Origin of the sequence: Actinomadura rubrisoli, assembly GCF_004349215.1 — a bacterium.
Classification (GTDB): Bacteria; Actinomycetota; Actinomycetes; order Streptosporangiales; family Streptosporangiaceae; genus Spirillospora; species Spirillospora rubrisoli.
Window position 1 is genome coordinate 1 of sequence record NZ_SMKU01000031.1, and the last position, 26,970, is coordinate 26,970.

Consider the following 26,970-nt stretch of genomic DNA (forward strand, 5'->3'; position numbering starts at 1 on the left):
TCCGGGGAAGCCTGTACTGAATCCACGGTGTACGATCGATGCCGGTTGCGCTGAACCGGTGTAACCGCAGGTAGATAGCAGGAGACCAAGGGGCCTTAGCTCAGTTGGTAGAGCACCGGCTTTGCAAGCCGGGTGTCAGGGGTTCGAATCCCCTAGGCTCCACCAGCCGAAACGCCCTCATCCCGATCGCGGATGAGGGCGTTCGTGCGATTAGCGTGCGATTAGGCCACCGGGACGAGAACCCCGCCGAGTCCGCCATCCTCCTCCTCGTCATCGTCGCGGCCCCGCTCTGCCCTGATCTTGTCGTTGAGCGCGGTCGCGATCGCCCGTCCCGCCGCCGAGGTCGAGTGCTGGTAGATCATCGCCGCTCGGACGCTGTCGTGCCCCACACGGTCCATGAGGTCACGCAGGCTTGCCCCGCTCTGCGCGGCGAGGGTGTTGCCCGTGGGCCGCAGGGAACAGGCAAGAGGGGCTGGTCAGAACTGTCTCCCGCTAATGCTGGAGGAGTCGTTGACTGAGGAGATCTGGTTCTACGAGTAAGCATTATTGCGGTCTGTTGGTTGGTCTGGGGCTGATGTTCTGTGGAGCGCGCGTTTGGCGGGCGCTTGTGCCCTTTTGGTGGCTGCTGTGTTCGGAATCGGCCAGTTTGTTTGTGAGGGGCGATTCTGGAGCTGGACGGTGTGGGGCCCAGGTCGGGAAAGCTTGTTCCGGCCTGGGCTTTTGGCTTGTATGGGTCAGGCGGTGGGCTGGCGGCGGGCGCTTCGGAGCAGGGCGATGCTGACGGCGAGGATCCAGTAGCTGAGAATGGCGCCCATCAAGGCGGTCGTGCCCCAGCCGTTCGCGGCGTAGAAGTTCGCGGGGGTGTTGCCGAAGAAGAGGGACGGGACGAAGGCCAGGTTGATCAGCGCCAGGGCGTAGGCCGAGCGGCTCGTCCAGCGGGGCAGGGCGCGGGTGTGGGCGAGGGCGTAGCCGACGGCGGTCAGGAAGAATGCCAGCAGTAGGCGGCCGATGGATCCGTAGAGGATGTACGTGCCGTCCACGGTGATGGTCGGGTCGATCGGGTGGTCTGAGGCGATGACGGCGCCTGCTTCCAGGCCGCTGGAAACGAAGGTGACCGTCACGTATACCAGGCCCGCCGCGAAGGCGAGTGAGCCCACCCATTCGTATTCGGGATTCACGCGCTTGACGAGTTCGCGGAAGCCCGTCACGAAGGCGAGGAGGAAGCCGAGGGCGAAAAGACCGATGAGGAGGCGGCTCAGGACATTGGAGGCCGGAGGTTCGTCCGAGTAGACGAAGTACAGCGGGACTTCAAGGATGAGCGCGGCGGCGGACGCGGCGCCGGCGATGCCGGTGAAGCGCCGGGCGATGGTCTCGTTCATGGGAAATCCTCTGTGGGAGGTGAATTGCCGATGAACGTAATCTTGTGCCTTTGTGTCGGGCATGTCGGTGGGACTGAGGAGTGGCTGCCGGTAGGGCTACCACTACCTTTGCGTGACGTGTGGGGCTAGTTCCCGGACAATCGGTTCCGTGGTGGAGCGACGGGTGCAGATGGCGTGGCTCGCACCTTCGTGGGCACCTGGTTGGGCGAGAGTGTGCGGAGCCACGGGAGTGCGGTCGCCGAGATCACGGTGGGGCCCGCCCAGTGGGTGCGGGACGCGGTGACGAGCGCGTTGAACGCGTAGCCGGTGGATTCGAACGCGCTGAGGAGAGGTCGTCCCTCATCGTCCGGCCGCGCGTCTTGCGGGCGAAGGACCAGCGCGGTCAGCTTGATGGTCGTCTGGATGCGGCGGGGCCGGACGGCAGGGCTGAGCGGGGCGGTCAGGATGCGGTGGAGCGGAAGGTGCGGCGGTAGGCGGACGGGGAGGTCTTCATTGCGCGGCTGAAGTGGTGCCGGAAGGTGACCGGGCTTTCGAATCCGACGGCTGCGCCGATCTCCTCGATCGGCATGGCGGCGTCCTCCAGGAGGGGAAGTGACGCCATGATCCGCTGGGTGATGACCCAGCGGAGCGGGCTCGTGCCGGTCTGCCGGTTGAAGTGCCGGATGAAAGTGCGCGGCGCGACGCGCGCTTCGCGGGCCATGGCGGCCACCGTGATCGGTTCCGCTAGGTGGGCGAGCGCCCAGGTCATGCTGCGCACGACCGCGTCGTCCTCCGGTGGGGCACCGCCCACGGCGGCCTCCACGAACTGCGCCTGCCCGCCCTCGCGGTGCGGTGGGACGACCAGCCGCCGCGCGACCGCGTTGGCGACGCGGGCCCGTGGTCGCGGCGGACGAGGTGCAGGCACATGTCGAGACCGGCGGCGCTGCCGGCGCCGGTGAGCACGTCGTCGCCGTCCACGTACAGGACGTCCGGTGTGACGCGGACGTGTGGGTACCGGCGCTGGAGCAGGTCCGCGTACTGCCAGTGGGTGGTGGCCTCGCGGCCGTCCAGCAGGCCGGCGGCGGCGAGCGCGAACGCGCCCGAGCAGATGGACACGATGCGGGCGCCGCGCGTGTGGGCGTCTCGCAGGGCGGCGATGACCTCGGCGGGCGGGTCGCTCCGGACGTCGGCGGCGACGACCATCACCGTGTCCGCGGACGCGAACGTGTCCAGGCCGTATTCGGCGGTCATCGCGAGGCCGCCTACGGTGCGCATCGGGCCGCGTTCGAGCGAGCAGACCCGCAGGTCGTACCAGGGGACGTCCAGCTCAGGACGGGGGAGCCCGAAGACCTCCACGACAGATCCCAGCTCGAACGGCGCCATGCCGTCGAAGGCCAGGACGGAGACGGTGTGGCGACCGATGCGCATGGCGGGATATTAGCGGTCGGAGGCATTCATGCCACTTTTGAGCCGGGGTGATCGAGCCGGAGGATCGAGGTGTTCGCAGCCGTAGTCGAAGGAGAAGCAGATGAACACGATGGCCGCGTCCGCAGATGAGGCGCGACGGCACTTCGCCGCCCGGCTGGCCTTCGAGACGGACGTCTCCGACGTCGCCGCCCACCTGGACGCCGGGGCCGGGGGCGTTGTGATCGTGGACACGCGGAGCGCCGAGAGTTGGGCGCAGGGCCGCGTCGCGGGCGCGGTCCACCTGCCGACCGCGGAGATCGCCGAGCGCGCGGAGACGGTCGTCCCGTCCGGCGCGACGGTGGTCGTCTACTGCTGGGGTCCCGGTTGCAACGGCGGGACGAAGGCGGCGCTGGAGTTCGCCGAGCTCGGCTACCCCGTCAAGGAGATGATCGGGGGGTTCGAGTACTGGGTGCGGGAGGGCTTCGCGGTGGAGACCGGTGGCGGGACGGTCACGCGCCGCTCCCCCGATCCGCTGACGGCTCCGGCCGGCGGCGTCTCGTGTGCCTGCTGACCCACCGCGACGGACACCGGCGAACGTGAGGGGGTGAAACGGTCCAAAGTGGGGCGTGATACCAAGGGTTCCGTCCGGGACGGGGCATAAGGAGGTACCCCGACGACGTTAGACTGAACAAATCACTCTTCGGCGCCCCAATGGCGCCAGGCTCGTCCTTGCAGCCCACTGATCTCATCGTGGTGCCTCCCGAGACGTGCCCCCCTCTCGGAAGGTACTGCGTGACCACAGCTGCTGCTGCTCATAACCCGTCTGCCGACGTGCCCGCGACCGCGGGTGAGGAGCGGGTCCCCTCCTTCGCCGAGCTCGGCCTCCCGTCGGTGTTGGTGTCCGCCCTGGCCCGCCAGGGCATCGAGGCCCCGTTCCCCATCCAGACCGCCGCGATCCCCGACGTGATGGCGGGACGTGACGTGCTCGGCCGCGGCAAGACCGGCTCCGGCAAGACGCTCGCCTTCGGGCTGCCGATGCTCGCCCGCCTCGCCGGCCGCAAGGCCGCGCCGAAGCGTCCGCTGGCGCTCATCCTCGTGCCGACCCGCGAGCTGGCCCAGCAGGTCCAGACCAACCTGGAGCCGCTCGGCCGCGGCCTCGGGCTGCACTTCAAGACCGTTATCGGCCAGACCTCGATGTTCAAGCAGATCGACGCGCTGCGCCGCGGCGTCGAGATCCTGGTCGCCACCCCCGGCCGGCTCAAGGACCTCATGCGGCAGGGCGCCTGCGACCTGTCCGACATCGAGATCGCGGTGCTGGACGAGGCCGACCACATGGCCGACATGGGCTTCCTGCCCGACGTCACCGACATCCTCGACCAGGCCAAGCGCGGCGGGCAGCGCCTGCTGTTCTCGGCCACCCTGGACAAGGACGTCGACGTCCTGGTGAAGCGCTACCTGAACGACCCGGTGAACCACGCCATCGGCCCGGTGGACGAGTCCGTCGACACCATGGAGCACCACCTGCTGCTGGTGGCGCCCAAGGAGAAGAGCGCGATCACCGCCGAGATCGCCAACCGCGAGGGCCGGACGATCCTGTTCGCCCGCACCAAGCACGGCGTCGACCGGCTGGCCAAGCAGCTCGTCCAGGTCGGCGTCCGCGCGGCGGGCCTGCACGGCGGCAAGAGCCAGGGGCTGCGCACGCGGACGCTCGCCGAGTTCCGCGAGGGCACGATCAGCGTGCTGGTCGCGACCGACGTCGCCGCCCGCGGCATCCACGTGGACGATGTGACTTTGGTCATGCACGTCGACCCGCCCGCCGACAGCAAGGACTACATGCACCGCGCGGGACGGACGGCGCGGGCCGGCGAGCGCGGCACCGTCGTCACGCTCGTCCTGCCGCACCAGGTGCGCGCCACGTCCGCGATGACGCGCCGGGCCGGCATCAACGCGCCCCGGGTCAAGGTGTCCTCCGGCGACGCGGAGCTGGTCAAGCTGACCGGCGCGCGGCAGCCGTCCGGCATCCCGATCCCGGAGCCGATCATCCCCGAGCGTCCCCGCCGCGAGGGCGGCCGGGGCCGTCAGGGCGGCGGCCGCCGCGGTGGAGGCGGCCGCGGGTTCGGCGGCGGCGGCCGCGGGCCGCGCTCGTTCGACCGCCAGGACGGCGGCCAGCGGCGTGAGGGCTCCCGTCCCGACGCCCGCGGCGAGGGCGGACACAGCCCGTACGCCGGCGGCGGTGAGCGCCGCGGGGGCAGCGGTCCCCGCGCCGGCGGCAGCTCGCACGGCAACCGTCGTGGCGGCTCGTACGGGTCCGGCGGCCAGCGCCGCGAGGGCGGCGACCGCAGTCCTGCCCGCTACAACTGACGCATACACGAAGAGCCCTCGTCCCGGTTGCCCAGGACGAGGGCTCTTCGTTGTTCGCGATGGTGGCATTCTCCGGGCTGTGGACGGGCGGCCTGCTCATATGGCCTTCCGGTCCATCGGGGACGTCAGCCGGCTTCCTCGCGGAGTTTGTCCTGGAGGATCTGCAGGCCCTCCAGGCCGTTCACGGACAGGGCGGCCAGCTCGTCCAGCGACATGAGGGGGCCGGAGCGCAGCGGCGGCTGCCAGCCGTTCTCCTTGTCGTGGCTGCGCAGGACCTTGGCGGGGACGCCGCCGATCACCGAGTGGTCGGGGAACTCGCCGCGCACGACGGCGCCGCCCGCGACCGCGACGTTCCGGCCGAGCCGGGTGCCGGGCAGGACGATCGCGCCGGTGCCGATCCAGCAGCCGTCGCCGATCACCACCGGGTTGTTCTCCGGCCATTGCCGTCCGATGGGCGCGTCCAGGTCGCCGTAGGTGTGATTCTGGTCGGTGATGTAGACGTTCGGGCCGGTGAAGACGTGGTCGCCGATCTCGACGGACTGGTGGCCGACGATGTGCGTCCCGCGGCCGATCGAGCAGCTCCCGCCGATCTTGACGATGACGTCGGGGCCGAGGTCGAGCCCGGGGACGAAACCGGCGGAGATCGTGACGTGCGTCCCGACGAGGGTGTGGTCGCCGATCGAGATCCACGGCTCGCCGTAGATCGAGCCCACGGGGAAGCCGATGCAGGCGCCCTCGCCCAGGTAGGCGAACTTGCGGCGGCCCGGCGTGTGCGGGGTGATCTCGCCATGGCGCTGGATCCACTCCCAGGCGTGATGCACGGCCGTGTGCACGCCCTGGCGAGCCCGGTCCCTGGCCCGGGCGGCCAGAAGCTGCCGTATGGAGCGGGGTTTCGGCGACATGGCGTTCACCGTACCGGTTGGTAGGAACCCGCCGTCACCGGACATGGCGGAGGGCCCGGCCAGGACGGCAGGGCCCTCCGTTTCACGCCCCGCTAGTGCGGCGAATGTACCTGGCCATCGGCGTCGGTACCGCTGACCGTCATGGAGTCGGCCGAGGTGGCCGACCCGTCACGTCCACCGGAGTCTCCGGCGATGTCGCGCATGGCGCTGCGCCTGGTCATCACCACGCCCGCCACCCCGAGCGCCGCCACCGCTCCCATCATCGCCATGAGCGGGGCGCGCCGGGGCCTGTTCGCCTTCGGCGGCTCCACCCGGTGGGCGACGTCACTGAGAAAGGTGCTCACCCGCGGAGCGAGCCCGGTCTCCACGTACCCGGCCGCCTGCCGGAGCCGGGGAGCACCCCAGCCGCGGGCGGCCAGGACGCGCTCGGTGGCGACCGGCCCGATCCGCTCCGCCGCGGCGGAGGCACTCTGCCGGCACACTTCAGCGCCGTGGCGAGCCGCCTCCTGAGCGCGGCCGAGCCGCGTGAGGACTTCCTCCTGCGGCTTCCGGCGGATTCTGATCATTAGGGACACGCTAACCTCCCTGTTTGCGAGGTCCTGTTCTGCACCCTTCCCCAAGACCCGGGGGTAAACCCTGTGTACACGATCGCTTGATCACTTAGCGTGAGGGATTCGTGCATGTCCGGGACCGGCCCGAACACCCACTTCACGAGGAGGCGGCCAGCGTGGCCAACGAGATCTTCGCGACGCTCAACACGTCGCTCGGCAAGATCGTGATCCAGCTCTACCCGGAGCAGGCGCCCGAGACCGTGGCGAACTTCGTCGAACTGGCGGAGGGGAACCGCGTCTGGCACGATCCGAACACCGGCCAGAAGACCGAGGCGCCGTTGTACAACGGCACCATCTTCCACCGCGTCATCAGCGGGTTCATGATCCAGGGCGGTGACCCGCTGGGCACCGGCACCGGCGGCCCCGGCTACCAGTTCAAGGACGAGTTCCACCCGGACCTGAAGTTCAACAAGCCGTACCTGCTGGCCATGGCCAACGCCGGGCCCGGCACCAACGGCTCGCAGTTCTTCATCACCATCAATGTCGCCGCCACGCAGCATCTGACGAACAAGCACACGATCTTCGGCAAGGTCATCGAGGGCACTAACATCGTTGACGAGATCTCCAGAGTCCCCACGGACGCCCGGGACCGGCCGAAGCAGGACGTCGCCATCGAGTCGGTGACGATCGAGCGACGTTAGCCGTTTACTGGGGGAGACCCCTCCCAGGGTGAGACCTCGCCCCGGCCCCGACGGAGCCCCAGATGAGCACAGAATCCAGTCCCGCCCCCGAGACCTCGGTGCCGACCTGCTACCGGCACCCGGGGCGGGAGACCTATGTGCGCTGCACGCGGTGCGACCGTTACATCTGCCCCGAGTGCATGCGGGACGCCGCGGTGGGGCACCAGTGCGTCGAATGCGTGGCCGAGGGCAACCGGGGCGTCCGGCGGGCCCGTCCCCACACGGCGCTGGGGGTCCGCGGGGCGTCGTCGTCGGTGCCGGTCGTCACGTACTCGCTCATCGGCGTCTGCGTGCTGGCCTATCTCGCCGAGCTGTCGTCCTGGCGCTTCATCACGGACTTCATGATGGTGGGCCAGGGCGTGCTGCCCAACGGGAAGATCGTCGGCGTCGCCGAGGGCGAGTGGTACCGGCTGTTCACCTCGATGTTCCTGCACCAGCGCGGCGGATCGTTCGGGATCACCCACATCCTGTTCAACATGTGGGCGCTGTGGGCGCTCGGCCCGGCGCTGGAGCAGGTCCTCGGCCGGTGGCGCTTCCTGGCGCTGTACGGGCTGGCGGGGCTGGGCGGGTCGGTGCTGCTCTACCTGGTCGACCCGGGCAACTCGGCGGTCGGCGCGTCCGGCGCCATCTTCGGCCTGTTCGGGGCGTTCTTCGTCATCGGCCGCAAGCTGGGCGGGCAGGTCGGGCCGATCGTGTTCCTGCTGGTGATCAACCTCGTGCTCACCTTCTCCGTGGACGGCATCTCCTGGGAGGGGCACATCGGCGGCCTGGTGGTCGGCGCGGCGCTGGCCGTGGCCTTCGCGTACGCGCCGGCCGCGCGCCGCCGGCTCGTCCACATCGCGGCGCCCGTGGTCATGTTCGGACTGCTCGCGGTTCTGGTGATGGTCAAGACCGCGGAGCTCAGCCCGTCCATCTGACGGCTCGTGCGGAGGGGTGCGCGGGTGCGGAGGGGTGCGCGGGCACGGGTCTTCTCAGCGCATGCGGACGCCCGACTCCGGCCGGACGGCCGATTCCGGCCCCGCGCCTGTGGAAAACCTGGGGAAAGCCCGGGTGCGGGATCCCCAGTCTGTGGATAACTTTCGTGGATTCGTTCGCCGTAAAACGGGTAACGCGCTCCCGCGGACCTGAGGCGCGTCAGCGCCAGCGGGTCGAGAGCACCACGCCGAGGATGATGGCGGTGAAGCCGATCCCCAGGTTCCAGTTGTGCAGGTCGCTCATGAACGGCACGTCGGTGTTCGTGCTGGCCGTCACGTAGAAGACCGCGATCCAGATCAGGCCGACCAGCCAGAGCCCCACCATCGTGGGCACCAGCCAGCGCGGGCTGACCTCGGGAGCCTTGGACTTCTGCGGGGGTGTGTAGACAGCCTTCTTGCGCACTTTGGACTTGGCCACGGTGGGATCGTTCTCCTCGGGCGTCCGGCGGCCGGAGCGCCGGTCCGCGCATGGGTGTTTTGTCGGTTAGCGTAGTCGCTGGTGAGCAGCGTACGGCGTCCAGCGTGGGGAAGCATCATCCCAGCTATCACGCTCCTTGCGGGAACCCTGTTCGCGGCGAGCGCGAGCACGGCCCGCGGCACGAGCCTGCGCGACGAGGGGCGCACCCGGATCACCGAGCTGATCACCGCCGAGCAGCGCCGTGGCCACCGCGAACGCGACGAGTACCGGCGGCTGCGCCGCGAGGTCGACGGCATCTCCCGGGAGGCGGGACGGCACGACGCCCGCGTCAAGCAGGCCCAGGGAGAGGCCGACCGGCTCGCCGCCCGCTCCGGATTCACGCCCCACAGCGGTCCCGCCGTACGCGTGTCGCTGGACGACGCGCCGCTGCCCGAGTCCGGCGATCTGCCCCACGGCGTCCGTCCGGACGACCTCGTCGTCCACCAGAGCGACGTCCAGGCCGTCGTGAACGCGCTGTGGGCGGGCGGCGCCAAGGCGATGCAGATCATGGACCAGCGGATCATCTCGACCAGCGCCGTGCGGTGCGTGGGCAATACCCTGATCCTCCAGGGGGTCGTGTACTCCCCGCCGTTCCGGATCACCGCCGCCGGTGACCCGGCCCGGCTCCGCGCCGCGCTCGACGCCTCCCCCGGGATCGGGATCTACCGGAAGTACGTCCGCGCGTACGGGCTCGGCTACACGGTCCGCACGCTGGACCGCGCGACCTTGCCCGCCTACACCGGAAACGTGACCATGAACCACGCGACGGTGCCGCCGGGCGAAGGCGGGGGCTAGCGTCCCGCGATCAGACCGGCCTCGCGGCACCGCCGCCGGTCGGGCCAGGCGGGCGGGGCGGGCCGACGGGCCAGGCGGGATCGGCAGCGGTGCTCAACGGAACGATGCTCAACACGGAACGGAGGGGGACGCACGGTGCGGGTGGTCATCCGGAGCCTCGGCGAGCTGTGCATCACCGCGGGCGTGATCCTGATGCTGTTCGTCATGTACGAGCTCTGGGGGACCGGCCAGTACACCCGCTCGCAGCAGGACCGCCTCGGCCGCGAGCTCATGAAGACCTGGCAGGCCCCCAAGGTCACCACCGAGAAGGTGAGCCTCGGCAAGGGGCTCGCGATGATCCGCGTCCCGCGGTTCGGCGCCGAGTACCACTATGTCGTCATCGAGGGCGTCGACCGGGCCGACCTGCGCAAGGGCCCCGGCCACTATCCGGGCAGCGCGCTGCCGGGCCAGGTCGGCAACTTCGTCGTCTCCGGGCACCGGACGACCTACTCGGCGCCCTTCAACCGGCTCGGCGAGCTCCGCGCCGGCGACCGGATCCTCATCGACACCCGCGACGAGCAGTACGTCTACAAGGTCACCGACCGGCGGATCGTGAAGCCGTCGGCGGTCGAGGTGACCGCCCCCGTCCCGTTCCACCCGCAACGGCCCCCCACCGAGAAGCTGATCACGCTCACCACCTGCCACCCGAAGTACTCCGCCGCCGAACGGATGATCGTCTTCGGGGAGCTGGTGGCCGAGAAGCCCCGCGCCGCCGCGCCGACCGGAAAGTAGGAGGCCCTGTGTACGCATGGATCTGGCGCCGGCTGCCCGGCACGTGGCAGGCCAAGACCGCCCTCGCCGTCCTGCTGGCCGTCGTGGCCGCCGTCGTCCTCTGGTACGTCGTGTTCCCCTGGCTGGAGCCCAAGGTCCAGTTCGACCACGGCGTCGTCGACGGGACGCCGTCCAGCCCGGCCAAGCCCGGCTGACCGGAGGGCCCCGATGCGCGTTCTCGTCGTGGACAACCACGACAGCTTCGTCTTCAACATCGTCCAGTACCTGCTGGAGCTCGGCGCCGACTGCGTCGTCAAGGACCGCTCGGACGTCACGCTCGCCGACGCCGCGTCCGCCGGCGGGGTGCTGTTGAGCCCCGGTCCCGGGCACCCGGCCGGCTCCGAGGTGTGCCTCGACCTCGTCCGGGACGCCGAGCGGCGCGCGGTGCCGCTGCTCGGGGTGTGCCTCGGCCACCAGGTGATCGGCCAGGTGTACGGGGCGGCGGTGTCCCGGGCGCCGGAGATCGTCCACGGGTACACGAGCCCGATCGGGCACGACGGCGCGGGCGTGTTCCGGGGCCTGCCGGACCCGTTCCCGGCGACCCGCTACCACTCGCTCGCCGTCGAGCCCGCCACCGTCCCGGACGTCCTGGAGATCACCGCCCGGACGCCGGACGGGGTCGTCATGGGGCTGCGGCACCGGACCCGGCCCATCGAGGGCGTCCAGTTCCACCCCGAGTCGGTGCTGTCGGCCGGAGGGCACCGGCTGCTGGCCAACTGGCTCGCGACATGCGCGTCCGCCGTTCGACCTGCGTGATCCGCGCTCGGACGAGGCGTCCGCGAGCCGTTCGCCACCGCGCCGGGGAAAATTTCTGTTGAAACCCGTAACGACGGGGCATCCCGGTCCGAAGACCATATTGAGGGCTTCCGCCATTGCCCCCGAGTGGCGGAGGCCCTCTTTCATGCCCGGCGGCCGAGAGCCGCCCAGCCGCCCGCTCCGGCGCGCGCGCGGCGCGCGGCGGCATCAGCGCCGTCCAGCCGTCCACCAGTCCGCCACGTGACACGACAGGGCCCCGTCCCCCTCCTTCGGGGGCCGGGGCCCTGTCGCTCGGACGGTCGCCGGATCAGCCGCCGTCGCCGTTCGGGAAATCGGGGAACCCGGTCGGGGGCGGGGACGTGCTCGGCGGCGCCGTCTCCTTCTGCGCCACGAAGATGGTCACCGGGTCACCGGGCGCCACCGTCGCGTCCTGGGCCGGCTGCTGGTCGTACACGAAGCCGGGAGTGACCTGCTTGTCCGGCGGCGGCGTGCCCATCTGCACCTTGCACCTCAGTCCGAGGCTCGTCAGCTTGGCGCAGGCGGCCCGCTGGCTGTTGTTGAACAGGTTCGGCACCTTGAGGTTGCTCGGCCCGTTCGACACGACGACGGTGACCTTGGTGTTCCGGGGCCGCCTCTCGCCGCCGCCCGGGTCGGTGCTGATGACGCTGAGACGCGGGACCGAGTCGCTGGTCTCGACCCTCTTCTCGACGTCGAAGCCCTTCTCCTCCAGGATGCTCTTGGCGGCCCCGTACGGCTTGCCGGTCACGTCGGGGACCGTGATCAGTGTGGGCGGCTTCTTGCCCTTGGACACCGTCAGGACCACCGTGGCGCCCTTGTCCAGCTTGGTGCCGGGCTCGGGGTCGGACGAGATGACGTTGCCGCTCTTGACCTCGTCGTCGTAGTCGGTCTTCGACTCGCCGACCTTCAGGCCGAGGTCGGTGAGCTCCTTCTCCGCCTTCTCCTGCGAGGAGCCGACGATCGACTGCGGGACGGCGATCTGCTTCTCGCCGTCGCCGCCGCCACCCGACATCATGAAGCCGATGATCGCCGCGGCGCCGATGAACACGACGGCGAGGCCGATCCACAGCGCGGCCTTCTTGCCGGCCCCGCCGCGCTCGGGGGGCTGGTCGTCGTAGCGGACGGGCGGCAGGTCGTAGCCGTCGGGACGCTGCACCTGCGTGCGGCCCGCGCCGCCGGGCGGATAGGCCCCCATCACCTGGGTGCCCTGCGGCTGCTGCGCGCCCATCAGCATCGTGGACGCGGCGGTCGAGGCCACCGGCTGCCCCTGGAGGACGCGCTGGATCTCCTGCCGGAACTCGTTCGCGTTCTGGTAGCGGTGGTCGGCCTCCTTGGCCATCGCCTTCAGCACCATGGCGTCCGCCCACTGCGGGATCTCCGGATCCACCTGCGACGGCGGGACGGGCTCCTCGCGGACGTGCTGGTAGGCGATCGCGACCGGGGAGTCGCCGGTGAACGGCGGCTTGCCGGTGAGCAGCTCGTACAGGACGCAACCGGTCGAGTAGATGTCGCTGCGCGCGTCGACCCGCTCGCCGCGGGCCTGCTCGGGCGACAGGTACTGGGCGGTGCCGATCACCTGGGCGGTCTGCGTCATCGTCGCGGCCGAGTCGGACATGGCCCGGGCGATGCCGAAGTCCATGACCTTGACCTCGTGGTTGCGGGTCAGCATCACGTTGGCCGGCTTGATGTCGCGGTGCACGATCCCGCCGCGGTGGCTGTAGTCCAGGGCCCGCAGGATGCCGTCGGTGATCTCCAGCGCCTTGTCGGGCATCAGCGCGCGGTTCTCCCTGAGAAGGTCGCGCAGCGTGCTGCCGTCCACGTACTCCATGACGATGTACGGGATGGAGGTGTCGCCGATCATGTCCTCGCCGGTGTCGTACACGGCGATGACCGAGGGGTGGTTCAGCGACGCGGCCGACTGGGCCTCGCGCCGGAACCGTGCCTGGAACGTGGGGTCGCGGGCCAGGTCGGAACGCAGCGTCTTGACCGCGACCACGCGATCGAGTCGCAGATCTCGGGCACGGTAGACCTCGGCCATGCCGCCACGCCCGATCACCGTGTCGAGCTCGTAGCGGCCGCCGAGCAGCCGAGGTTGACTCATATGTGCACTTTCCCTCGTACGTCTACACCTTGTCCTCCGAACCTAGCTTCCCGCTCTGTGTGGGCGCGGGATCCGGGCTCGGAGTTGACGGAGTCGTGGTGCTCGCCGTCGGTGTCGGTGTCGGATCTGGGGCGCTGGGAGCCGCCCGGGACGGATTCCTCATCGGCTTCTGTGTAGGGGACGCGTTGCGGCTCCCCCGCGTTGACGGCCGGACCCTGTCCGTCCGGTACCGCCTGGTCACGGTCGGTCTCGGGCTTCCCGTCCGATGCGCGGACGATGTGCCGGGACCGGCGGCCGGGTCCTCGTCGATGTCGCCGCCGACCGGACGCGTGGCCGGCGCCCGGGACGGATCCCGCTGCTCGCGGCCCGAGCTCGCGAAGGCCAAGCCCTTCCACAGCCCCGCGGCGAGGGCGCCGGCGAGCAGCAGCCCCGCGGCGACCGTGGTGTAGGTCATCGCCGAGCGCCGCCGTGCCGGACGTCGCCGCGCCGCGCGCCGTTGCCCGGTCACTGTCCCGTTCGAGAGGTTATCCGCCGCTCCGTGGGCGTCAAATCCCGGCAAACCGGACGACCGGCCAGCCTGGACGGAATGCCGCGCGGAGGCGGCGGCCGCACCGCGCGACCCTGGGCTGATCGGACCGCGCGCCCCGGAGGCGCCCCGGCCGTGCGGCCCGGGGGTGACCGGGTTCACACCGATCGGCCGGTCCGCCGCCGCGCCCCGCGCGTCCCGGATCGGACGGCCCGTGCTCAGGGCGGCGCGGATCGCCAAGGCGCGGTCGGCGACGGCCCCGGTGTCCGCGGGACGGTCCTCCGGGGCCTTGGCCAGCATCTCCGCGATCAGGTCGCGCGCCGCCGCCGGAACCCGCGAGGGCAGCTCGGGAGGCGCGTCCCGGACGTGCTTCAACGCGATCTCCACCGGCGTCCGTCCGTCGAACGGCGGGGAGCCGGTCAGGCACTCGTAGGCCACCACGCCCAGCGAGTACACGTCGGCGGACGGGCTGATCTGCTGCCCGGACGCCTGCTCCGGCGAGATGTAGTGCGCCGTCCCCATGACCATCCCGGTCTGGGTCTGCGACGCCGCCGCCAGCCGCCGCGCGATGCCGAAGTCGGTGATCTTGAGGGTGCCGTCCGGCGACACCATGAGGTTGGCCGGCTTCACGTCGCGGTGCACGACCCCGGCCTCGTGCGCCACCGTCAGCGCCCGGCACGCCTGCACCACCAGGTCGAGGACGGCCTCCACCGGCAGCCCGCCGTCGCGCGCGAGGATCTCGTCCAGCGGCTCGCCCGGCACCAGCTCCATCACCAGGAACGCGCGGCCGTCCTGCTCGCCGAAGTCGAACGCCTGGGCGATCCCGTTATGGCGCAGCTCCGCCGCGAACCGGGCCTCGGACTCGAACCGGAAGCGGGCCGTGGCGTCCGCGCCCCACTCCAGCCGCAGCAGCTTCACCGCCACCTGCCGGCCCAGGGCCTCGTCGGACGCGCGCCAGACCTCGCCCATCCCCCCGGTGGCCAGCCGCTCCAGCAGCCGGTACCGGTGGTTCAGGACGAGGCCCGCGCTCACTTCTTCAACACCTGCGCCATGATCGCCGCGGCCACGGGACCGGCGTTCGTCGCGCCGTCGTTGGGGCCCTCGGTGACGACGGCGAAGGCGTACCGCGGGTTCTCCACCGGGCCGAACCCGACGAACCAGCGGGAGTTCGGGATGGGCGGACCCTGCTCGGCCGTACCGGTCTTACCGGCGATGTTGCGGCCCTGGAGGTTCTTCGCGGTGCCCACGGTGACCACCGCGCGCATCATGTCGCGCAGCTGCTCGGCCGTGTCGGCCTTCATGCCCTGCGCGAACTGCTTCGGTGCGGCGCTGTACAGCTCGCTCTGGTCCTTCGCCCGGACCCTCTGCACCACGTACGGGTTCATGATCTTGCCGTTGTTGGCGATCGCCGCCGCGACCATCGCCATCTGCAGCGGCGTGGCCCGCACGTTCTCCTGGCCGATGCCGGAGCGCGCCGTCCCGTCCTTGCCGGTCGGGATGGTCTTCCCGCTCGCGTCCTGGATGGACACGGGCACCTCGCTCTTGGCGGCGGGGAAGTCGGGCTCGATGTTGACGCGCTCGCCGAACCCGAGCTTCTTGGATCCGTCGCTGAGCTGCTGGATGCCGAGATCCAGCGCCATCTTGCCGAACGAGGTGTTGCAGGACTCGGCGAACGCGCCCTTCAGCGGGGCCTGGCTGCCGCAGTTGCCGTGGTCGTGGGAGTTCGGCAGCGGACGGCCCGACTCCGGCAGGATCAGCTGACCGGTGTTGACGACGCTCGACTCCGTCAGGTTGAGCGTCTCCATCCCGACCGCCGAGGTCACCGCCTTGAACGACGAGCCCGGCGGGAACGTCTGGCTCAGCGCGTTGTCGACCAGCGGCTTGATGACGCCCTCCGCGTTGTCGAGCTCGTTCAGCCGCTTCGCGCCCTTGTCGCCCGTCTGCGGCGCCACCTCGTTCGGGTCGAACGACGGCCACGACGCCGCCACCTGCAACGCGCCCGTCTTGATGTCCATCACCACGGCACCGCCGCGGCGGCCCTCCTGCGTCTGCGCCTTCAGCTGCTGGTACGCCGTCCGCTGCGCCTGCGGGTTGATCGACAGCTCAAGGTTGGCGCCCTCGGCCTTCTTGCCGATGAACGTGTCGAACCACCGCTGCCGGGTGATCCGCTTGTCCTTGCCGCCGAGCAGCGAGTTGTAGGCCCGCTCGACGCCGCTCGCGTTGCCGTTGAAGTACCCGGTGATCGGCGCGAAGACCGGCCCGTCCTTGTAGGTGCGGCCGTACTTCGGATTGTCCTTCTTGGTCGCCTGCGACGTCACCAGCGCCTCGCCGCCCGCCGAGATCTGCCCGCGCGGCGAGTTGAACACCTCGGCGTACTGCCGGCTGTTGCGCTCGTCGTTGCGCAGGGACTCCGCCTGAGTGCCCTGGACGTAGTTCACCTGTGCCATCAACCCGAAGAACAGCAGCAACCCGAAGATCGCCACCCGCCGGATCGGCTTGTCCATGTTCATGGGGAGGAGCTCACCTCGTGCTCACGATCTGGGTCATGCCCTCGTCCTGGATCGCCTGGGGGGCGGGCTTGCGCGCGTCATGGCTCATCCGGACCAGGATCGCGATCAGGATCCAGTTGGCCATCAGGGACGAGCCGCCCTGGGACAGGAACGGCGTCGTCAGGCCGGTGAGCGGGATCAGCCGGGTGACGCCGCCGACGATCACGAACACCTGGAGGCCGAGGACGAACGAGACGCCTCCGGCGAACAGCTTCAGGAACGGGTCGCGCGCGGCCACCGCGGTCTTCATGCCCCGCTGGACGATCAGCGCGTAGATCAGCAGCAGCACCATCAGGCCGGTGAGCCCGAGTTCCTCGCCCATCGAGTCGAAGATGAAGTCGCTGAACGACAGCGGTGTGCGCCAGGGCTCCCCTTGGCCGAGGCCGGTGCCGAGCACCCCTCCCTGGCCGAGCGAGAACAGCCCCTTCATCAGCTGCGCGCTGTCGGAGTACTCCCCGCCGAGCTTCGCGCAGGCATAGAAGCCCGGCGCGATGAGCTTGGTGGACTTGGCCTGCTGTACCTGCCCGGCCTTCTCGTACTCGGCGGCCTTCTGGAGCAGTTGCTGCTTGGTCTGCTTGTAGATGTCGCTGTCGGGATTGACCGGGACGACCTTGCCGCTGTCCAGCAGGCAGCCGCCGTCGAAGTACTGCTTCGGGTTCTGCCAGATGTCGATGCGCTGGTTGACGTGGCCCATGAACGGCAGCAGCGTCGCGATGAACACGCCCACCGCCAGCAGGCCGACGCCGATCACGACCCACGAGACGCGCTGGGTGGCGATGTAGAGCATCGACACGAACAGGCCGAAGTACAGCAGCGCCGTACCGAGGTCCTTCTGCATGAACAGCACGCCCAGGCAGAAGAACCAGATCACGAGGATCGGGCCGAGGTCGCGGCCGCGCGGCAGGCTGACCGGGCCGACCTTCTTGCCGATCAGCGACATGGCCTGGCGCTTGTTGACCAGGTAGCCGGCGAAGAACACGACCAGCAGCAGCTTGGCGAACTCGCCGGGCTGCACCGACAGGCCCCCGACGTTGATCCAGACGCGGGCGCCGTTGATCTCCGCGCCGATGCCCGGCACGATCGGCAGCAGCAGCAGGATGATCGCGCCGAGGCCGATCAGGTAGGTGTAGCGCTGCGCGGTCTTCGGCGTGAACGACAGCGGGGCGTCGGTCTTGTCGGTGTCCCGCATGATCAGCACGGCGGCGACGAACAGCCCGATGCCGACGAACGTCCACACCAGCTGGCCGGGCGCGTCCGCGGCGTCGCTGAGCAGCTTCTTGCCGCTGCTCATCGCGACCTTCTTGTCGTGGCTGGTGTCGAGGTCGAGCCGGTAGATCATCGCCAGCCCGAGGCCGTTCAGCGCCACCGCCAGCGGCAGCAGCAGCGGGTCGGCGTACGAGGCGAACTTGGCCTGGACGAAGTAGGCGGCGAAGGCGAGCACGGCCAGGCCGCCGCCGTAGCCGAACAGCCCGGGCGGGATCTTGCCGTCGCGGGCCAGCCCGACCTCCGCGAACGCCGACAGCGTCAGCACCATCGCGAAGACCAGCAGCGTCAGCGAGGCCGCGTTGCGCCGCTGGTAAGGCAGGTGCGCCCTGATCTGCTCCCCGAGTGTGTTCACCTGGGTCGCCCCCCGGATGCGGGACAGTCCGGGATGGCGGGCTTGGACGCCTTGCACTCGTCCCGCCGCACGCCGAGCTCCTTCAGCTTCTGCTCGGCGGGCGCCTGGCCGATGAACGAGAGGGCGCCCTTCGACACCGCGGTGACGTCCGAGCCCGGAAGGTCCGTCAGGGCGATGTCGCTGGTCTTGGCCCTGACCTGCGGCTGGCAGTCCTTCTGGCCCCTGCCCTTAAGGATCACGACCTTGCCGGCCTCGTCCGCGAGGACGTACTTGCAGACCTTGTCCTTCAGGAGGTCGAGCGCCGCCTTGCCTTTGACCGTGTAGGTGTTCCGCACATCCTGCTGCACGTTCTGAGGCAGGTCGGCCACCAGGATCGGCGGGTTCGGCTGGTCCTTGGCGGCGGCCTTGCGGGAGAGGCTGAGGAGCGGGAACTCGTCGTTCGTCCCCCGGTAGAGGACGACCTTGCCGTCCTCCTCCCCGATGTAATAGCCGCTCCGGACGTTCTCCAGCATGACGAAGCCGCCCGCTGCCACGGCCACGACGACCACGCCCGCGGTGACCATCAGCCACATCCACTTGCGGGCTCCGCCGCGCCGGACCCGCCCGCCCCGGACGGCGGCCTGCGGCATGGTGCCCGGCGGAGGGCCCGCCATCGGGTCGCCCATCGGCGCGGGCGCGGGCGGCGGCATCTCGTCCACCGCGACCGGCGGCTGGGGCATGGTGTCGCGCAGCTGCGCAGCCCGTCCCGCGGGCGTGTCGGCCGGACCCGAGTTCGGGCCGTTCCCGGGCGGCTGCGGCGGCGCGGTGTTGGCCGCCGCGCCCACCGCGTGCCCGGGGCCGCCCGTCGGCGGCTGCTGGTCGAGGTCGATGACGTCCGCCACGACGCACGTGATGTTGTCGGGGCCGCCGCCCCGGTTGGCCAGGTCGATGAGCTGCCGGACGGCCTGCTCCGGATCGCCCACGTCCGTCAGCACCTGGAAGATCGTCTCCGCGGTGACGACGCCGGACAGCCCGTCCGAGCACAGCAGGTACCGGTCGCCGACCTTCGCCTCGCGCAGCGACAGGTCGGGGTCGACCTCCCCGCGGCCGTCGAGCGCGCGCAGCAGCAGCGAGCGCTGCGGGTGCGAGGCCGCCTCGTCCGGGCTGATGCGGCCCTCGTCCACCAGCGACTGCACCAGCGTATGGTCGTGCGTGATCTGGAACAGGCTGCCGTCGCGCAGCAGATAGGCGCGGGAGTCCCCGATATGCACCAGCGCCACCTGGTTGCCCGCCCACAGCATCGCGGTCAGCGTCGTCCCCATGCCCTGGAGGGCGGGGTCGGACTCCACGATGCGGTGCAGGTTGTCGTTGGCCGACTTGACCGTGTGCTCCAGCGCGGCCAGCAGCTCGGTCGCCGGGAGGTCCTTGTCGAGCCCGCGCAGGGCCTCGATCGCCGCGGCGCTCGCGATCTCGCCGCCGACATGCCCGCCCATCCCGTCGGCCACCGCGAGCAGGTGCGCCCCCGCGTACGCCGAGTCCTCGTTGCCCTCGCGCAGCATGCCGACGTCGGAGCGCGCGGCGTAGCGGATTCCCAGAGTCATTTGCGCAGCTCGATCACGGTCTTGCCGATACGGACCGGTACGCCCGGCGGCACGGGCATCGGCCGGCTCACCTTCGTGCGTCCGAGATAGGTCCCATTGGTCGAACCGAGATCTTCCACGATCCACTGACCGTCCTGCGCATAAAGTCGGGCATGCCGGCTCGAAGCGTAGTCGTCGGTCACTACGAGCGTGGCGTCATTCGCCCGACCGATGGTGATGGGCACCCCCGTGAGGTCGATGACGGTGCCGGCGCGTTCGCCCTGCACGACGACGAGTTTCGTCGGACTGCCGTGCTGGGCGCTGCGCGGCTGCTGCTGGGCGCGCGGCGGCTTCGGCTGCTTGGCCGCCTTCGCGGGACGGGGCGGCTGGGAGGCCCGGTTGGCCGCCTTCGTGGCCGCCTTCGAACCGAACAGGTCGGCCCTGATCACACCGACGGCCGCGATGACGAAGAGCCAGAGAACCGCGAGGAACGCCAGCTTGATCAGCGTGAGGGTGAATTCGGACATCGGAGTCGGGGTTACTCCCTATCGCGGCGGAACACAAGGGTTGTCCGGCCCATCGTGACCCGGGAGCCGTCCACCAGCGTGACCCGCCGGATCGGCTGCCCGTTCACGAACGAGCCGTTGGTCGACCCTAGATCCACGAGAACGATTTCGGGACCTTCTACGCGGATCTCGGCATGGTGCCGGGACACGCCCGGATCCACGAGGCGCAGGTCGCAGTCGGTGCCGCGACCCAGCAGGGTGACCGGAGTGTTGATCTCGTACGTGCGCTGAGTGGTGTCGGAACCCTCCACGGCCGTCGTCACCAGCAGCCGCGGATGGCCGCCGAAGGCGCCGCCCCGGCCGCCCTGCGGCACATCGCTCACCGGCTGCCGGATCTCCCCGCCCTCGACGGTGGAGCCCCTGATGACACCGGACCTGATACGGAACATGCCCGTGGCGAGATCGCCCGCGTTCTCGAACCGCACGCGCACCGGACCCACGAAGGAGTACCCCTGCTCCTTCGCGTACTCGCGCGCGAGGTTCGCCAGCTCCTGGCTCAGGCTGTCGGCGTACACCTGCAGCCGCTGCCCGTCCTGCTGAGAGATCTCGACGACGAAGTCGTTCGGGACCAGCGTGCGGCCCTGCGCCACGATCGCCGCCCGATCGTCCATCTCGCGCTGCACAGCGCTGGCCACCTCGACCGGCTGGAGCTCGGACTTGAAGGCCCGGGCGAAGGCTCCTTCGACCATGCCCTCAAGCCGTCGCTCGAAGCGCTGAATGACGCCCACGGGCACCTCCCTTCCTCACTGGTAGACGATCGTATCGGTGCGAAGGTTCGCTCGAAGTACTTGGATACCTAACCACTGCCGCCCCCGTGCTAGCCTTTTCGAGCACCCGGAAACGGGGCGACACCCTCGGGCGGGTGGCGGAACGGCAGACGCGCACGGTTCAGGTCCGTGTGTCCGAAAGGATGTGAGGGTTCAAATCCCTCCTCGCCCACTCAGGGATGGTGACGCAAGTCCTCCCCACACACTGACGGAACAAGCCCCCACGCAACAAGCGCGGGGGCTCTCTTGCTTCTCAGGACGTCCTGAAGGAGCCTGCGGCCCGGCGGCACCTGAGGGCGGCGACCACGAAGGACGCGACGGGCGGGCGGCGGTCGTGTTCGTTCCAGGCGAGCACCAGACGACTGGGCGGCGCGTCGGTCATAGGGACGCAGACCAGGTCGGACGGTGCCGGTTCGAGTGCAGTCGGTCACGGCCCGGCGCCACATCCCCGTCCCCGGCGAGGAGGCCGTGCCGGCGTTGGTCGCGACCGTGATCGTGCGGATGGGCCCGGCCGACACCGACGCGCCGGCGAAGGCGTTCGCCGTGCCCGGGATGCATGAGGTCATCGACGACCGGTAGTCGCGGCACCCGTACAGCGTCGCCTGGGCGAACCACGAACCGCTGGCATGACCGGCGTCCTGGTCACCGGCGTTGAGGTGAAGTCCGGAAAGGTGGTTTCGGCGGCGGCAGTCGCCTTGCGGCTACGCCGCTGGGGGATACGCGTCAATCGGTCTTCGGGGTGATCTTCCGGAGCGGATGTCGGGTCCGGTGGTGGATCACGGGGACAAGTGGCGCGAACGAGAATCGGTGCACCAATCCGCGCCTTCGCGGCAAAGGCATCGATCCCCCCAGAAGGGAACCACATGCGCCTCAGACACAGGGTTCTGGCGGCCGGCGTGGCCGGGCTGACGCTCGTGCCCGCCTTAGCCATCACCGCCCTCGCTGCCCCAGGCCCTGGCGACACGACGAGCCCGGTCGAGAGCGAGCGTGTCGACCGTGTGCCCACTCCTAAGCTTGACTGGTACAAGTGCTACCGCACCGCCGAATGCACGACCGTCCGGCTGCCCTTGGACTACGACGACCCGAAGGGCGCGACCACCGAGGTCGCCGTTCTGAGGGTGAAGGCACGGGACGCCAAGAAGCGGATCGGCAGCCTGTTCGTCAACCCGGGCGGGCCCGGCGGGCAGGGCACCGTCCTGGCATACGAGGCGCCGGGCTTCCTCAGCGCCGACGTCCTCGACCGCTTCGACATCGTCGGCTTCGACCCGCGCGGTGTCGGGTTCAGTGACAACGTCGCCTGCTTCAAGTCCACCAGGGACCAGACGCTCGCGCTGGCCGGGATGGATGTGGCCTTCCCGATCGGCGCGAAGGAGGAGTCGGCCTACATCAAGTCGGCGACGGCGCTCGGCAAGGGCTGCTCGACGACCGGGAAGAGGCTGGCGGGTGCGATGTCCACCGCCGAGGTGGCGCGCGACATGGACGTCCTGCGCCGGGCGGTCGGCGACAAGAAGCTGTCTTACCTTGGCTTCAGCTACGGCACGGCGCTCGGCCAGTACTACGCGAACATGTTCCCCGACCGGCTGCGCGCCGTGGTCGCCGACGGTGTCATCAATCCCGTCTCCTGGGTCGGCACTCCCAAGACCGCTGACGAGATTCTGGACGACCGGCTGCGGTCCGCCGACGGCGCCTACAAGGCGCTGCGGGAGATCCTCGTCCGCTGCGGCAAGGCGGGCAAGGCCAAGTGCAAGTTCGCCGAGTACGGCGATCCCGTCAGGAACTTCGACGTCCTCGCCAACCGGCTGAAGGCCAAGCCCGCCGACATCAACGGCGAGAAGGTCACCTACGCCGACCTCATCGGCGGCACGCTCGGCTCGCTGTACAGCCCGGACGGCTACGAGTTCATCGACGCCACGGTCACCGACCTGTGGAAGGCGACCTCGCCCGCCTCGACGGCGGCGCAGGCGGCCGCGGCGCGCCAGGCCCTCGCCGCCCGTATCGCCGAGCGCCGGGCCCAGGTCAAGCGGCAGAAGGACGCCGCGGAAAAGATCTTGGCCAGGGACTTCCCCTACGACAACGGCCCCGATGCGCTGAGCAGTGTCGTCTGTACTGACGGTCTGCACCCGAAGAAGGCGGGGAACTGGCCCGCGCTGACGGCGGCGTCCGACAAGCGGGCGCCCTACTTCGGGCGCGCGTGGGGCTGGAGCAGCGTTCAGTGCGCCGGAGACGCCTGGACGGTCCGCGACGCCAACGCCTACAACGGTCCCTTCAACCGGCGGACGAGCGCTCCCGTCCTGTTCGTCGGGAACTACTACGACCCGGCCACGAACTACAACGACGCGGTCTCGTCCAGCAAGCTGCTGCCCAAGAGCCGGCTGCTGTCCAGCAACAGCTGGGGGCACACCGCCTACGGCACTTCGGCGTGCGTGACCAAGTCGGTCGGCGACTACCTCGTCTCCGGGACGCTGCCGCCCGCGGGCAAGGTGTGCGTCGGTGACATCCAGCCGTTCGAGCGGACCCCCGAACCGGCCCTCGAAACCCGTGGCCCGGCGGACGCCAGCGCGATGGCGACCCAGGCGGGCACCGCCGGAAACGGCGCGAAGCTGCCCCCCGTAGCGACGCGGGCGCCCTCGTCCATCCTGCTCGGGACGCGCTGAACCGATCGCCCACAACGCCGGGCGGGCCGACTCCAAGGCCCGCCCGGCGTTCCCTTGAGGGCGGTGAAGAAGATCATCAGCGAGCACCTCCGCATGATCTCGTCCGGCGGTGTCGGCCGTGGTGCCGGGATGGTTGCGGGCACCGCTGCCTGGGTGACCGGCGAGGGTCAGAGCCCGCGGTCCTCGATGAAGGTGATCAGCTGCTCAAGTGCGGCGTCCGCCGCGGCGGGAGTGGGGTCGAGCATGAGGTCCAGTTCGAGGCCGGTGACGGCCGCGACGATCAGGGTGGCCAGCGCGTCCGAGCCGGTGCGCTGACGCAGGATGTCGGCGGCGAGGGCGCGCCAGCCCGTGGACGCGCGTTCCTGGAAGCCGGGGAAGCGTTCGGGCTGCCGGCTCGCCAGCACCAGGAGCTCCAGCCACAGGCGCATATAGGAGCGGGCGGCCGGCTCGCGCGTGCCGCGCCAGTAGCGGCGCAGCAGGTCCGCGCCTGAGGTGCCGGGATCGGCCGCGAGCTCGGCGATCTCCGTCTGGAGCGCGCTCTCGACGTGCGCCACGATCGCGGCGAGCAGCTGTTCCTTCGTCCCGAAGTGGTAGGTCAGCGTGTACGTGCTGCAGCCGAGCGCCTTGGCCAGCTCGGCCAGGGAGATGGTCTCCAGACCGCGCTCAGCCACGACCTCGGTCGCCGCGTCCAGGATCTCGGCACGGCGGCCCGGCTTGGGCGGACGGCCCACCGGCCGTCGCTGTTGCTGATCAGGCATCTCCCGTCCGACCCTAGTGCATTTGATTTTCATGACGAATATTATGATAATGCTCGTTATGAAAATTAGAGGAGATGCCGGAGGAGCGCCCGGGCTGTGGCAGAGCGGGCTGCCTCCGCGGCCCGTCCGGGTGGGCCTTGGGAGCGACGCGTCCGCTGACGTCGTCATCGTCGGCGCGGGCTTCACGGGCCTGTGGACGGCCTACTACCTGCGGACGGTCGCGCCGGAGCTGTCAGTGATCGTCTTGGAGGCCGAGACGGCCGGGTTCGGCGCGTCGGGCCGCAACGGCGGCTGGTGCTCCGGGGAACTGCCCGGAGGCCCGGCTCCCACGGTCCACCGCTACGGGAAGGACGCCGGGGTGGCGATGCAGCGAGCCGCGTTCGCCGCGGTCGAGGAGGTCGGGCGCGTCGTCGAGCGGGAGGGCATCGACTGCCGGATGCACCGTGGCGGGTCCCGGCTGCTCGCCCTGAGCGACCCGCAGGCCGCCAGGCTCACGGCGATGGTCACGGGCCGTCACGCGCTCGGCTTCGGCTCTGGCGACTACCGGCTGCTCGGGCCGAAGGAGACATCCGGTCGCATCGCGGCGGCCGGGGTCGTCGCCTCGTCCTTCACACCGCACTGCGCCGCGCTCGATCCCGCGCGGCTGGCGCACGGCCTGGCCGAAGCCGCTGAGGCACGTGGAGCGGTCATTCACGAGCGCAGCGCGGTCCGGGAGATCCGTCCCGGGCTGGTGCGCACCGACCACGGCAGCGTCCGCGCGGAGGCGATCGTCCGGGCGACCGAGGGGTATACTCCCGCGCCGACCGGAGCCCGGCGCTCCCTCGCCACCGTCCACTCCTACATGATCGCCACCGAGCCGCTTCCCGAGGACGTGTGGGAGGCGATCGGCTGGGACGATCACGCGACGCTCGCCGACCTGCGGTTGCACTTCACCTACCTGCAGCGCACCGGCGACGGCCGCATCGCGCTCGGCGGCCGCGGCATCGGCAATCCGGCCGGGCCTCCCGGGCCCGCCCACGACCGGGCGCCCGCGATCCACCGCCGCCTCGCCGCGTCCCTCGACGCCCTCTTTCCCCAGCTCGGCGGGGCCGCCGCCATCAGCCACCGGTGGGGAGGGCCGATGGCGATCGCCCGCGACTTCCACCCCCGCGCCGGGTTCGACCGCGCTCGCGGGCTGGGCTGGGCCGGGGGGTACGGCGGCGACGGCATCGCCCTGGCCAACCTCGCTGGACGCACCCTCGCCCATCTCATCGTGGGCGTGGACAGCGAGGAGACCCGGCTGTGCTGGGTCGGCCACCGGTCACCGCGCTGGGAACCCGGACCGCTGCCACGGTGGGGCATCGGCGCCATGAGCACGCTCGCCCACGGCGTGGACCGGTACGAAGCACGAACCGGTCGTGCCCTGCCCGTCCTCGGCCCGCTCATCACCCGACTGTTCGGATGAGACGGATCCGGGGCGGTGTCCCCGCCCTTCCGGCACTCGTGCTCAGCGGCGCGGCCGCGCTGACCCAACTGGAACTCGTCGCCTTCGGAACCCTCGCCCCGCAGATCCGCGACGCCTTCGGCCTCACCGACGCCCAGTTCACCGCGACGCTGTCGGCCGGGCTGCTCGTCGCCTTCGCGGGCCTCCTGGCCATGGGCGCGCTCGCCGACCGGCGCAACCGGCGCCGCCTGGCCCTGGCCTCGTTCGCGCTCTGGGCCATCGCGGCCGCCCTCGCCGGGCTCGCCACCGGGCTGGCCGTGCTGCTGCTGGCCCGCGTCGCGATGGCGCTCGGGTCGCTGGCCAACGAACCCGTCCACGCCAGCCTTCTGGCCGACTCCTACCCGCGGCCCGACCACTCGCGGGTCTTTGCCCTGCACGAGGGCGCCTACAGCGCCGCCGAGATCGCCGGGCCGCTGGCGGGCCTGATCGCCGCCGCCGTCGGCTGGCGCGGTGTCCTGCTCACCTTGGCCGTCCTCGGCGTCCTCCTCCTGGCCGCGCTCCATCGCGTCGCCGAGCCCGAACGCCCGCCGTCCCCGCACGTCCCGGCGGACGGGACCCGGACGATCCTGCGCTCGCCGGCCATGCGGCGGATCCTGTCGGCGACCGCGTTGACCGGGCTCGCCCTCGGCCCGATCTCCGCGCTCCTGTCCTTCTTCCTTGAGCACGACCACGGCGTCGGCCCCTACGGACGCGGGCTCATCGGCATCGGCGTGGGCGCCGGCGGCATCGCCGGGCTGGCCCTCGGCGCGGCCTTGGCCGGACGAGCGGCCGCAGCAGGCGCGGGGGCCCTGATACGGCTGATCGGACTGCTCTTCCTGGCAGGAGCGTCCGCCCTCACCCTCATGGCGGCCCTGCCCCACCTCGCCGTCGCGGTCACCGGCTCCGTCCTGGCCGCGATCTTTCTGTCCGGCTGGACGCCCGCCTACTGGGCGCTCCTCGGCCGCCTGCTCCCCAGCCACCTGCGCGGGCGCGGTGCCGCCTGCGCGACTCTCGCGATCGCCATCGGCGGGTTGCCCGCCTTCCTCGTCTCGGACCTCGGTGACCGCCACGGCTACACCTCGGCGTTCGCCGTCCTGGCCGCGGTGACCGCCCTCGCCGCGGGCATCGTGTGCACCGCCGCGCGGCACGCCGACACCGAGGACACCACCGGACCTACGCCGCAGGTCCTAGGGCCGGACCGTCCGATGGCCGATACCTCCCGCGTGCCCGTTCGGAGATCCTCGAAGGACTGATCGGGACGGGGAGGTGCGATGTCGGGTC

General features: G+C 70.6%; 25 protein-coding genes, 2 tRNA genes and 1 pseudogene. 14 read left to right on the top strand and 14 right to left on the bottom strand.

Translation table 11 applies throughout. The features are described 5' to 3' along the window. The first annotated feature begins 89 nt into the window (after positions 1-89). Positions 90-165, top strand: a tRNA-Ala gene (locus E1298_RS09340). Between the two features lie 56 nt (positions 166-221). On the opposite strand, the gene E1298_RS47950 is transcribed toward E1298_RS09340, so the two are convergent. The 3 genes and pseudogenes from E1298_RS47950 to E1298_RS51530 form a co-directional block, all read right to left on the bottom strand. Then, positions 222-398 (bottom strand): integrase, encoded by a 177-nt coding sequence (locus E1298_RS47950; RefSeq protein ID WP_165975380.1) that lies wholly within the window; start codon positions 396-398, stop codon positions 222-224. Positions 399-734: 336 nt separating this feature from the next. Beyond that, positions 735-1,379 (bottom strand): hypothetical protein, encoded by a 645-nt coding sequence (locus E1298_RS09345; RefSeq protein WP_131891203.1) that lies wholly within the window; start codon positions 1,377-1,379, stop codon positions 735-737. 439 nt (positions 1,380-1,818) lie between these two features. Continuing rightward, a pseudogene (locus E1298_RS51530) lies at positions 1,819-2,786 on the bottom strand (helix-turn-helix domain-containing protein). A 100-nt stretch (positions 2,787-2,886) separates the two neighbouring features. On the opposite strand from E1298_RS51530, the gene E1298_RS09355 reads away from it, so the two are divergent. Both E1298_RS09355 and E1298_RS09360 read left to right on the top strand, forming a co-directional pair. After that, the gene (locus E1298_RS09355; RefSeq protein ID WP_243725474.1) at positions 2,887-3,336 is read left to right on the top strand and encodes a rhodanese-like domain-containing protein; all 450 of its coding nucleotides are present in this window, start codon (positions 2,887-2,889) and stop codon (positions 3,334-3,336) included. 260 nt (positions 3,337-3,596) lie between these two features. Continuing rightward, the gene (locus tag E1298_RS09360) at positions 3,597-5,126 is read left to right on the top strand and encodes a DEAD/DEAH box helicase (RefSeq protein WP_243725475.1); all 1,530 of its coding nucleotides are present in this window, start codon (positions 3,597-3,599) and stop codon (positions 5,124-5,126) included. Positions 5,127-5,251: 125 nt separating this feature from the next. Here E1298_RS09360 and E1298_RS09365 read toward each other — a convergent pair whose 3' ends face one another. Together E1298_RS09365 and E1298_RS09370 are read right to left on the bottom strand one after the other, a co-directional pair. Beyond that, positions 5,252-6,028 (bottom strand): acyltransferase, encoded by a 777-nt coding sequence (locus tag E1298_RS09365; RefSeq protein WP_131891208.1) that lies wholly within the window; start codon positions 6,026-6,028, stop codon positions 5,252-5,254. A gap of 92 nt (positions 6,029-6,120) precedes the next feature. Continuing rightward, positions 6,121-6,594, bottom strand: a complete 474-nt coding sequence (locus E1298_RS09370) for a hypothetical protein (RefSeq protein WP_131891211.1) — start codon at positions 6,592-6,594, stop codon at positions 6,121-6,123. Between the two features lie 161 nt (positions 6,595-6,755). On the opposite strand from E1298_RS09370, the gene E1298_RS09375 reads away from it, so the two are divergent. Together E1298_RS09375 and E1298_RS09380 are read left to right on the top strand one after the other, a co-directional pair. Beyond that, positions 6,756-7,280, top strand: coding sequence for a peptidylprolyl isomerase (locus E1298_RS09375; protein WP_131891214.1), 525 nt, complete (start codon positions 6,756-6,758; stop codon positions 7,278-7,280). Between the two features lie 62 nt (positions 7,281-7,342). Beyond that, positions 7,343-8,236: a rhomboid family intramembrane serine protease gene (locus E1298_RS09380; RefSeq protein WP_131891216.1), complete on the top strand. Its 894-nt coding sequence runs from the start codon at positions 7,343-7,345 to the stop codon at positions 8,234-8,236. A gap of 217 nt (positions 8,237-8,453) precedes the next feature. Here the strand turns inward: E1298_RS09380 and E1298_RS09385 are convergent, their stop codons facing one another. After that, positions 8,454-8,711, bottom strand: coding sequence for a cell division protein CrgA (locus tag E1298_RS09385; protein ID WP_131891219.1), 258 nt, complete (start codon positions 8,709-8,711; stop codon positions 8,454-8,456). An 81-nt stretch (positions 8,712-8,792) separates the two neighbouring features. Between E1298_RS09385 and E1298_RS09390 the strand changes: the two genes are divergently transcribed. From E1298_RS09390 to E1298_RS09405, 4 genes are all read left to right on the top strand, one after another. After that, positions 8,793-9,545: a DUF881 domain-containing protein gene (locus E1298_RS09390; protein ID WP_131891222.1), complete on the top strand. Its 753-nt coding sequence runs from the start codon at positions 8,793-8,795 to the stop codon at positions 9,543-9,545. Between the two features lie 135 nt (positions 9,546-9,680). After that, on the top strand, positions 9,681-10,316 hold the full coding sequence (locus E1298_RS09395) for a class E sortase (RefSeq protein ID WP_243725476.1): 636 nt from the start codon (positions 9,681-9,683) through the stop codon (positions 10,314-10,316). An 8-nt stretch (positions 10,317-10,324) separates the two neighbouring features. After that, positions 10,325-10,510 (top strand): hypothetical protein, encoded by a 186-nt coding sequence (locus E1298_RS09400; protein ID WP_131891225.1) that lies wholly within the window; start codon positions 10,325-10,327, stop codon positions 10,508-10,510. Positions 10,511-10,523: 13 nt separating this feature from the next. Then, positions 10,524-11,111, top strand: coding sequence for an anthranilate synthase component II (locus tag E1298_RS09405; RefSeq protein ID WP_131891228.1), 588 nt, complete (start codon positions 10,524-10,526; stop codon positions 11,109-11,111). A gap of 307 nt (positions 11,112-11,418) precedes the next feature. On the opposite strand, the gene pknB is transcribed toward E1298_RS09405, so the two are convergent. From pknB to E1298_RS09440, 7 genes are read right to left on the bottom strand one after another with little or no spacing between them, the layout of a single operon-like run. Beyond that, positions 11,419-13,230 (bottom strand): Stk1 family PASTA domain-containing Ser/Thr kinase, encoded by a 1,812-nt coding sequence (gene pknB, locus E1298_RS09410; protein WP_131891231.1) that lies wholly within the window; start codon positions 13,228-13,230, stop codon positions 11,419-11,421. Between the two features lie 22 nt (positions 13,231-13,252). Continuing rightward, the gene (locus E1298_RS09415; RefSeq protein ID WP_243725477.1) at positions 13,253-14,788 is read right to left on the bottom strand and encodes a serine/threonine-protein kinase; all 1,536 of its coding nucleotides are present in this window, start codon (positions 14,786-14,788) and stop codon (positions 13,253-13,255) included. Then, entirely contained in the window at positions 14,785-16,266 is a 1,482-nt protein-coding gene (locus E1298_RS09420) for a peptidoglycan D,D-transpeptidase FtsI family protein (RefSeq protein ID WP_131891234.1), read from the bottom strand. Before E1298_RS09420 ends, E1298_RS09415 begins: the two co-directional genes overlap by 4 nt. 10 nt (positions 16,267-16,276) lie before the next feature. Further along, a complete protein-coding gene (locus tag E1298_RS09425; protein WP_131891237.1) occupies positions 16,277-17,923 on the bottom strand; it encodes an FtsW/RodA/SpoVE family cell cycle protein in 1,647 nt (548 codons plus the stop codon). After that, complete coding sequence (locus E1298_RS09430; RefSeq protein WP_131891240.1) at positions 17,920-19,503, bottom strand: PP2C family protein-serine/threonine phosphatase; 1,584 nt, start codon at positions 19,501-19,503, stop codon at positions 17,920-17,922. The genes E1298_RS09425 and E1298_RS09430 overlap by 4 nt, the downstream gene beginning before the upstream one ends. After that, a complete protein-coding gene (locus E1298_RS09435; protein ID WP_131891243.1) occupies positions 19,500-20,009 on the bottom strand; it encodes an FHA domain-containing protein FhaB/FipA in 510 nt (169 codons plus the stop codon). Before E1298_RS09435 ends, E1298_RS09430 begins: the two co-directional genes overlap by 4 nt. Before the next feature lie 11 nt (positions 20,010-20,020). Continuing rightward, on the bottom strand, positions 20,021-20,776 hold the full coding sequence (locus E1298_RS09440; RefSeq protein WP_067451055.1) for an FhaA domain-containing protein: 756 nt from the start codon (positions 20,774-20,776) through the stop codon (positions 20,021-20,023). A 128-nt stretch (positions 20,777-20,904) separates the two neighbouring features. Between E1298_RS09440 and E1298_RS09445 the strand changes: the two genes are divergently transcribed. The 3 genes from E1298_RS09445 (at position 20,905) to E1298_RS09455 (ending at position 23,469) form a co-directional block, all read left to right on the top strand. Then, positions 20,905-20,987 (top strand) — tRNA-Leu (locus E1298_RS09445). 233 nt (positions 20,988-21,220) lie between these two features. After that, complete coding sequence (locus tag E1298_RS47955) at positions 21,221-21,394, top strand: hypothetical protein (RefSeq protein ID WP_165975381.1); 174 nt, start codon at positions 21,221-21,223, stop codon at positions 21,392-21,394. A gap of 284 nt (positions 21,395-21,678) precedes the next feature. After that, entirely contained in the window at positions 21,679-23,469 is a 1,791-nt protein-coding gene (locus E1298_RS09455) for an alpha/beta hydrolase (RefSeq protein WP_131891246.1), read from the top strand. A 167-nt stretch (positions 23,470-23,636) separates the two neighbouring features. Here E1298_RS09455 and E1298_RS09460 read toward each other — a convergent pair whose 3' ends face one another. Next, complete coding sequence (locus E1298_RS09460; protein WP_165975382.1) at positions 23,637-24,227, bottom strand: TetR/AcrR family transcriptional regulator; 591 nt, start codon at positions 24,225-24,227, stop codon at positions 23,637-23,639. Positions 24,228-24,285: 58 nt separating this feature from the next. Here E1298_RS09460 and E1298_RS09465 point away from each other — a divergent pair, with 58 nt between their 5' ends. Together E1298_RS09465 and E1298_RS09470 are read left to right on the top strand one after the other, a co-directional pair. Next, a complete protein-coding gene (locus E1298_RS09465) occupies positions 24,286-25,671 on the top strand; it encodes an NAD(P)/FAD-dependent oxidoreductase (RefSeq protein ID WP_131891251.1) in 1,386 nt (461 codons plus the stop codon). Then, positions 25,668-26,942, top strand: coding sequence for an MFS transporter (locus tag E1298_RS09470; RefSeq protein ID WP_131891254.1), 1,275 nt, complete (start codon positions 25,668-25,670; stop codon positions 26,940-26,942). The genes E1298_RS09465 and E1298_RS09470 overlap by 4 nt, the downstream gene beginning before the upstream one ends. Positions 26,943-26,970: the final 28 nt, after the last annotated feature.

Excerpts from the sequence above, each read along its gene's own strand:
- E1298_RS09460 (WP_165975382.1), bottom strand. The coding sequence starts at position 24,227 with ATGCCTGATCAGCAACAGCGACGGCCGGTGGGCCGTCCGCCCAAGCCG.
- E1298_RS09455 (WP_131891246.1), top strand. The coding sequence starts at position 21,679 with ATGCGCCTCAGACACAGGGTTCTGGCGGCCGGCGTGGCCGGGCTGACG.
- pknB (WP_131891231.1), bottom strand. The coding sequence starts at position 13,230 with ATGAGTCAACCTCGGCTGCTCGGCGGCCGCTACGAGCTCGACACGGTG.
- E1298_RS09345 (WP_131891203.1), bottom strand. The coding sequence starts at position 1,379 with ATGAACGAGACCATCGCCCGGCGCTTCACCGGCATCGCCGGCGCCGCG.
- E1298_RS09380 (WP_131891216.1), top strand. The coding sequence starts at position 7,343 with ATGAGCACAGAATCCAGTCCCGCCCCCGAGACCTCGGTGCCGACCTGC.
- E1298_RS09370 (WP_131891211.1), bottom strand. The coding sequence starts at position 6,594 with ATGATCAGAATCCGCCGGAAGCCGCAGGAGGAAGTCCTCACGCGGCTC.
- E1298_RS47950 (WP_165975380.1), bottom strand. The coding sequence starts at position 398 with ATGGACCGTGTGGGGCACGACAGCGTCCGAGCGGCGATGATCTACCAG.
- E1298_RS09405 (WP_131891228.1), top strand. The coding sequence starts at position 10,524 with ATGCGCGTTCTCGTCGTGGACAACCACGACAGCTTCGTCTTCAACATC.
- E1298_RS09420 (WP_131891234.1), bottom strand. The coding sequence starts at position 16,266 with ATGAACATGGACAAGCCGATCCGGCGGGTGGCGATCTTCGGGTTGCTG.
- E1298_RS09355 (WP_243725474.1), top strand. The coding sequence starts at position 2,887 with ATGAACACGATGGCCGCGTCCGCAGATGAGGCGCGACGGCACTTCGCC.
- E1298_RS09430 (WP_131891240.1), bottom strand. The coding sequence starts at position 19,503 with ATGACTCTGGGAATCCGCTACGCCGCGCGCTCCGACGTCGGCATGCTG.
- E1298_RS09465 (WP_131891251.1), top strand. The coding sequence starts at position 24,286 with ATGAAAATTAGAGGAGATGCCGGAGGAGCGCCCGGGCTGTGGCAGAGC.
- E1298_RS09365 (WP_131891208.1), bottom strand. The coding sequence starts at position 6,028 with ATGTCGCCGAAACCCCGCTCCATACGGCAGCTTCTGGCCGCCCGGGCC.
- E1298_RS09470 (WP_131891254.1), top strand. The coding sequence starts at position 25,668 with ATGAGACGGATCCGGGGCGGTGTCCCCGCCCTTCCGGCACTCGTGCTC.
- E1298_RS09435 (WP_131891243.1), bottom strand. The coding sequence starts at position 20,009 with ATGTCCGAATTCACCCTCACGCTGATCAAGCTGGCGTTCCTCGCGGTT.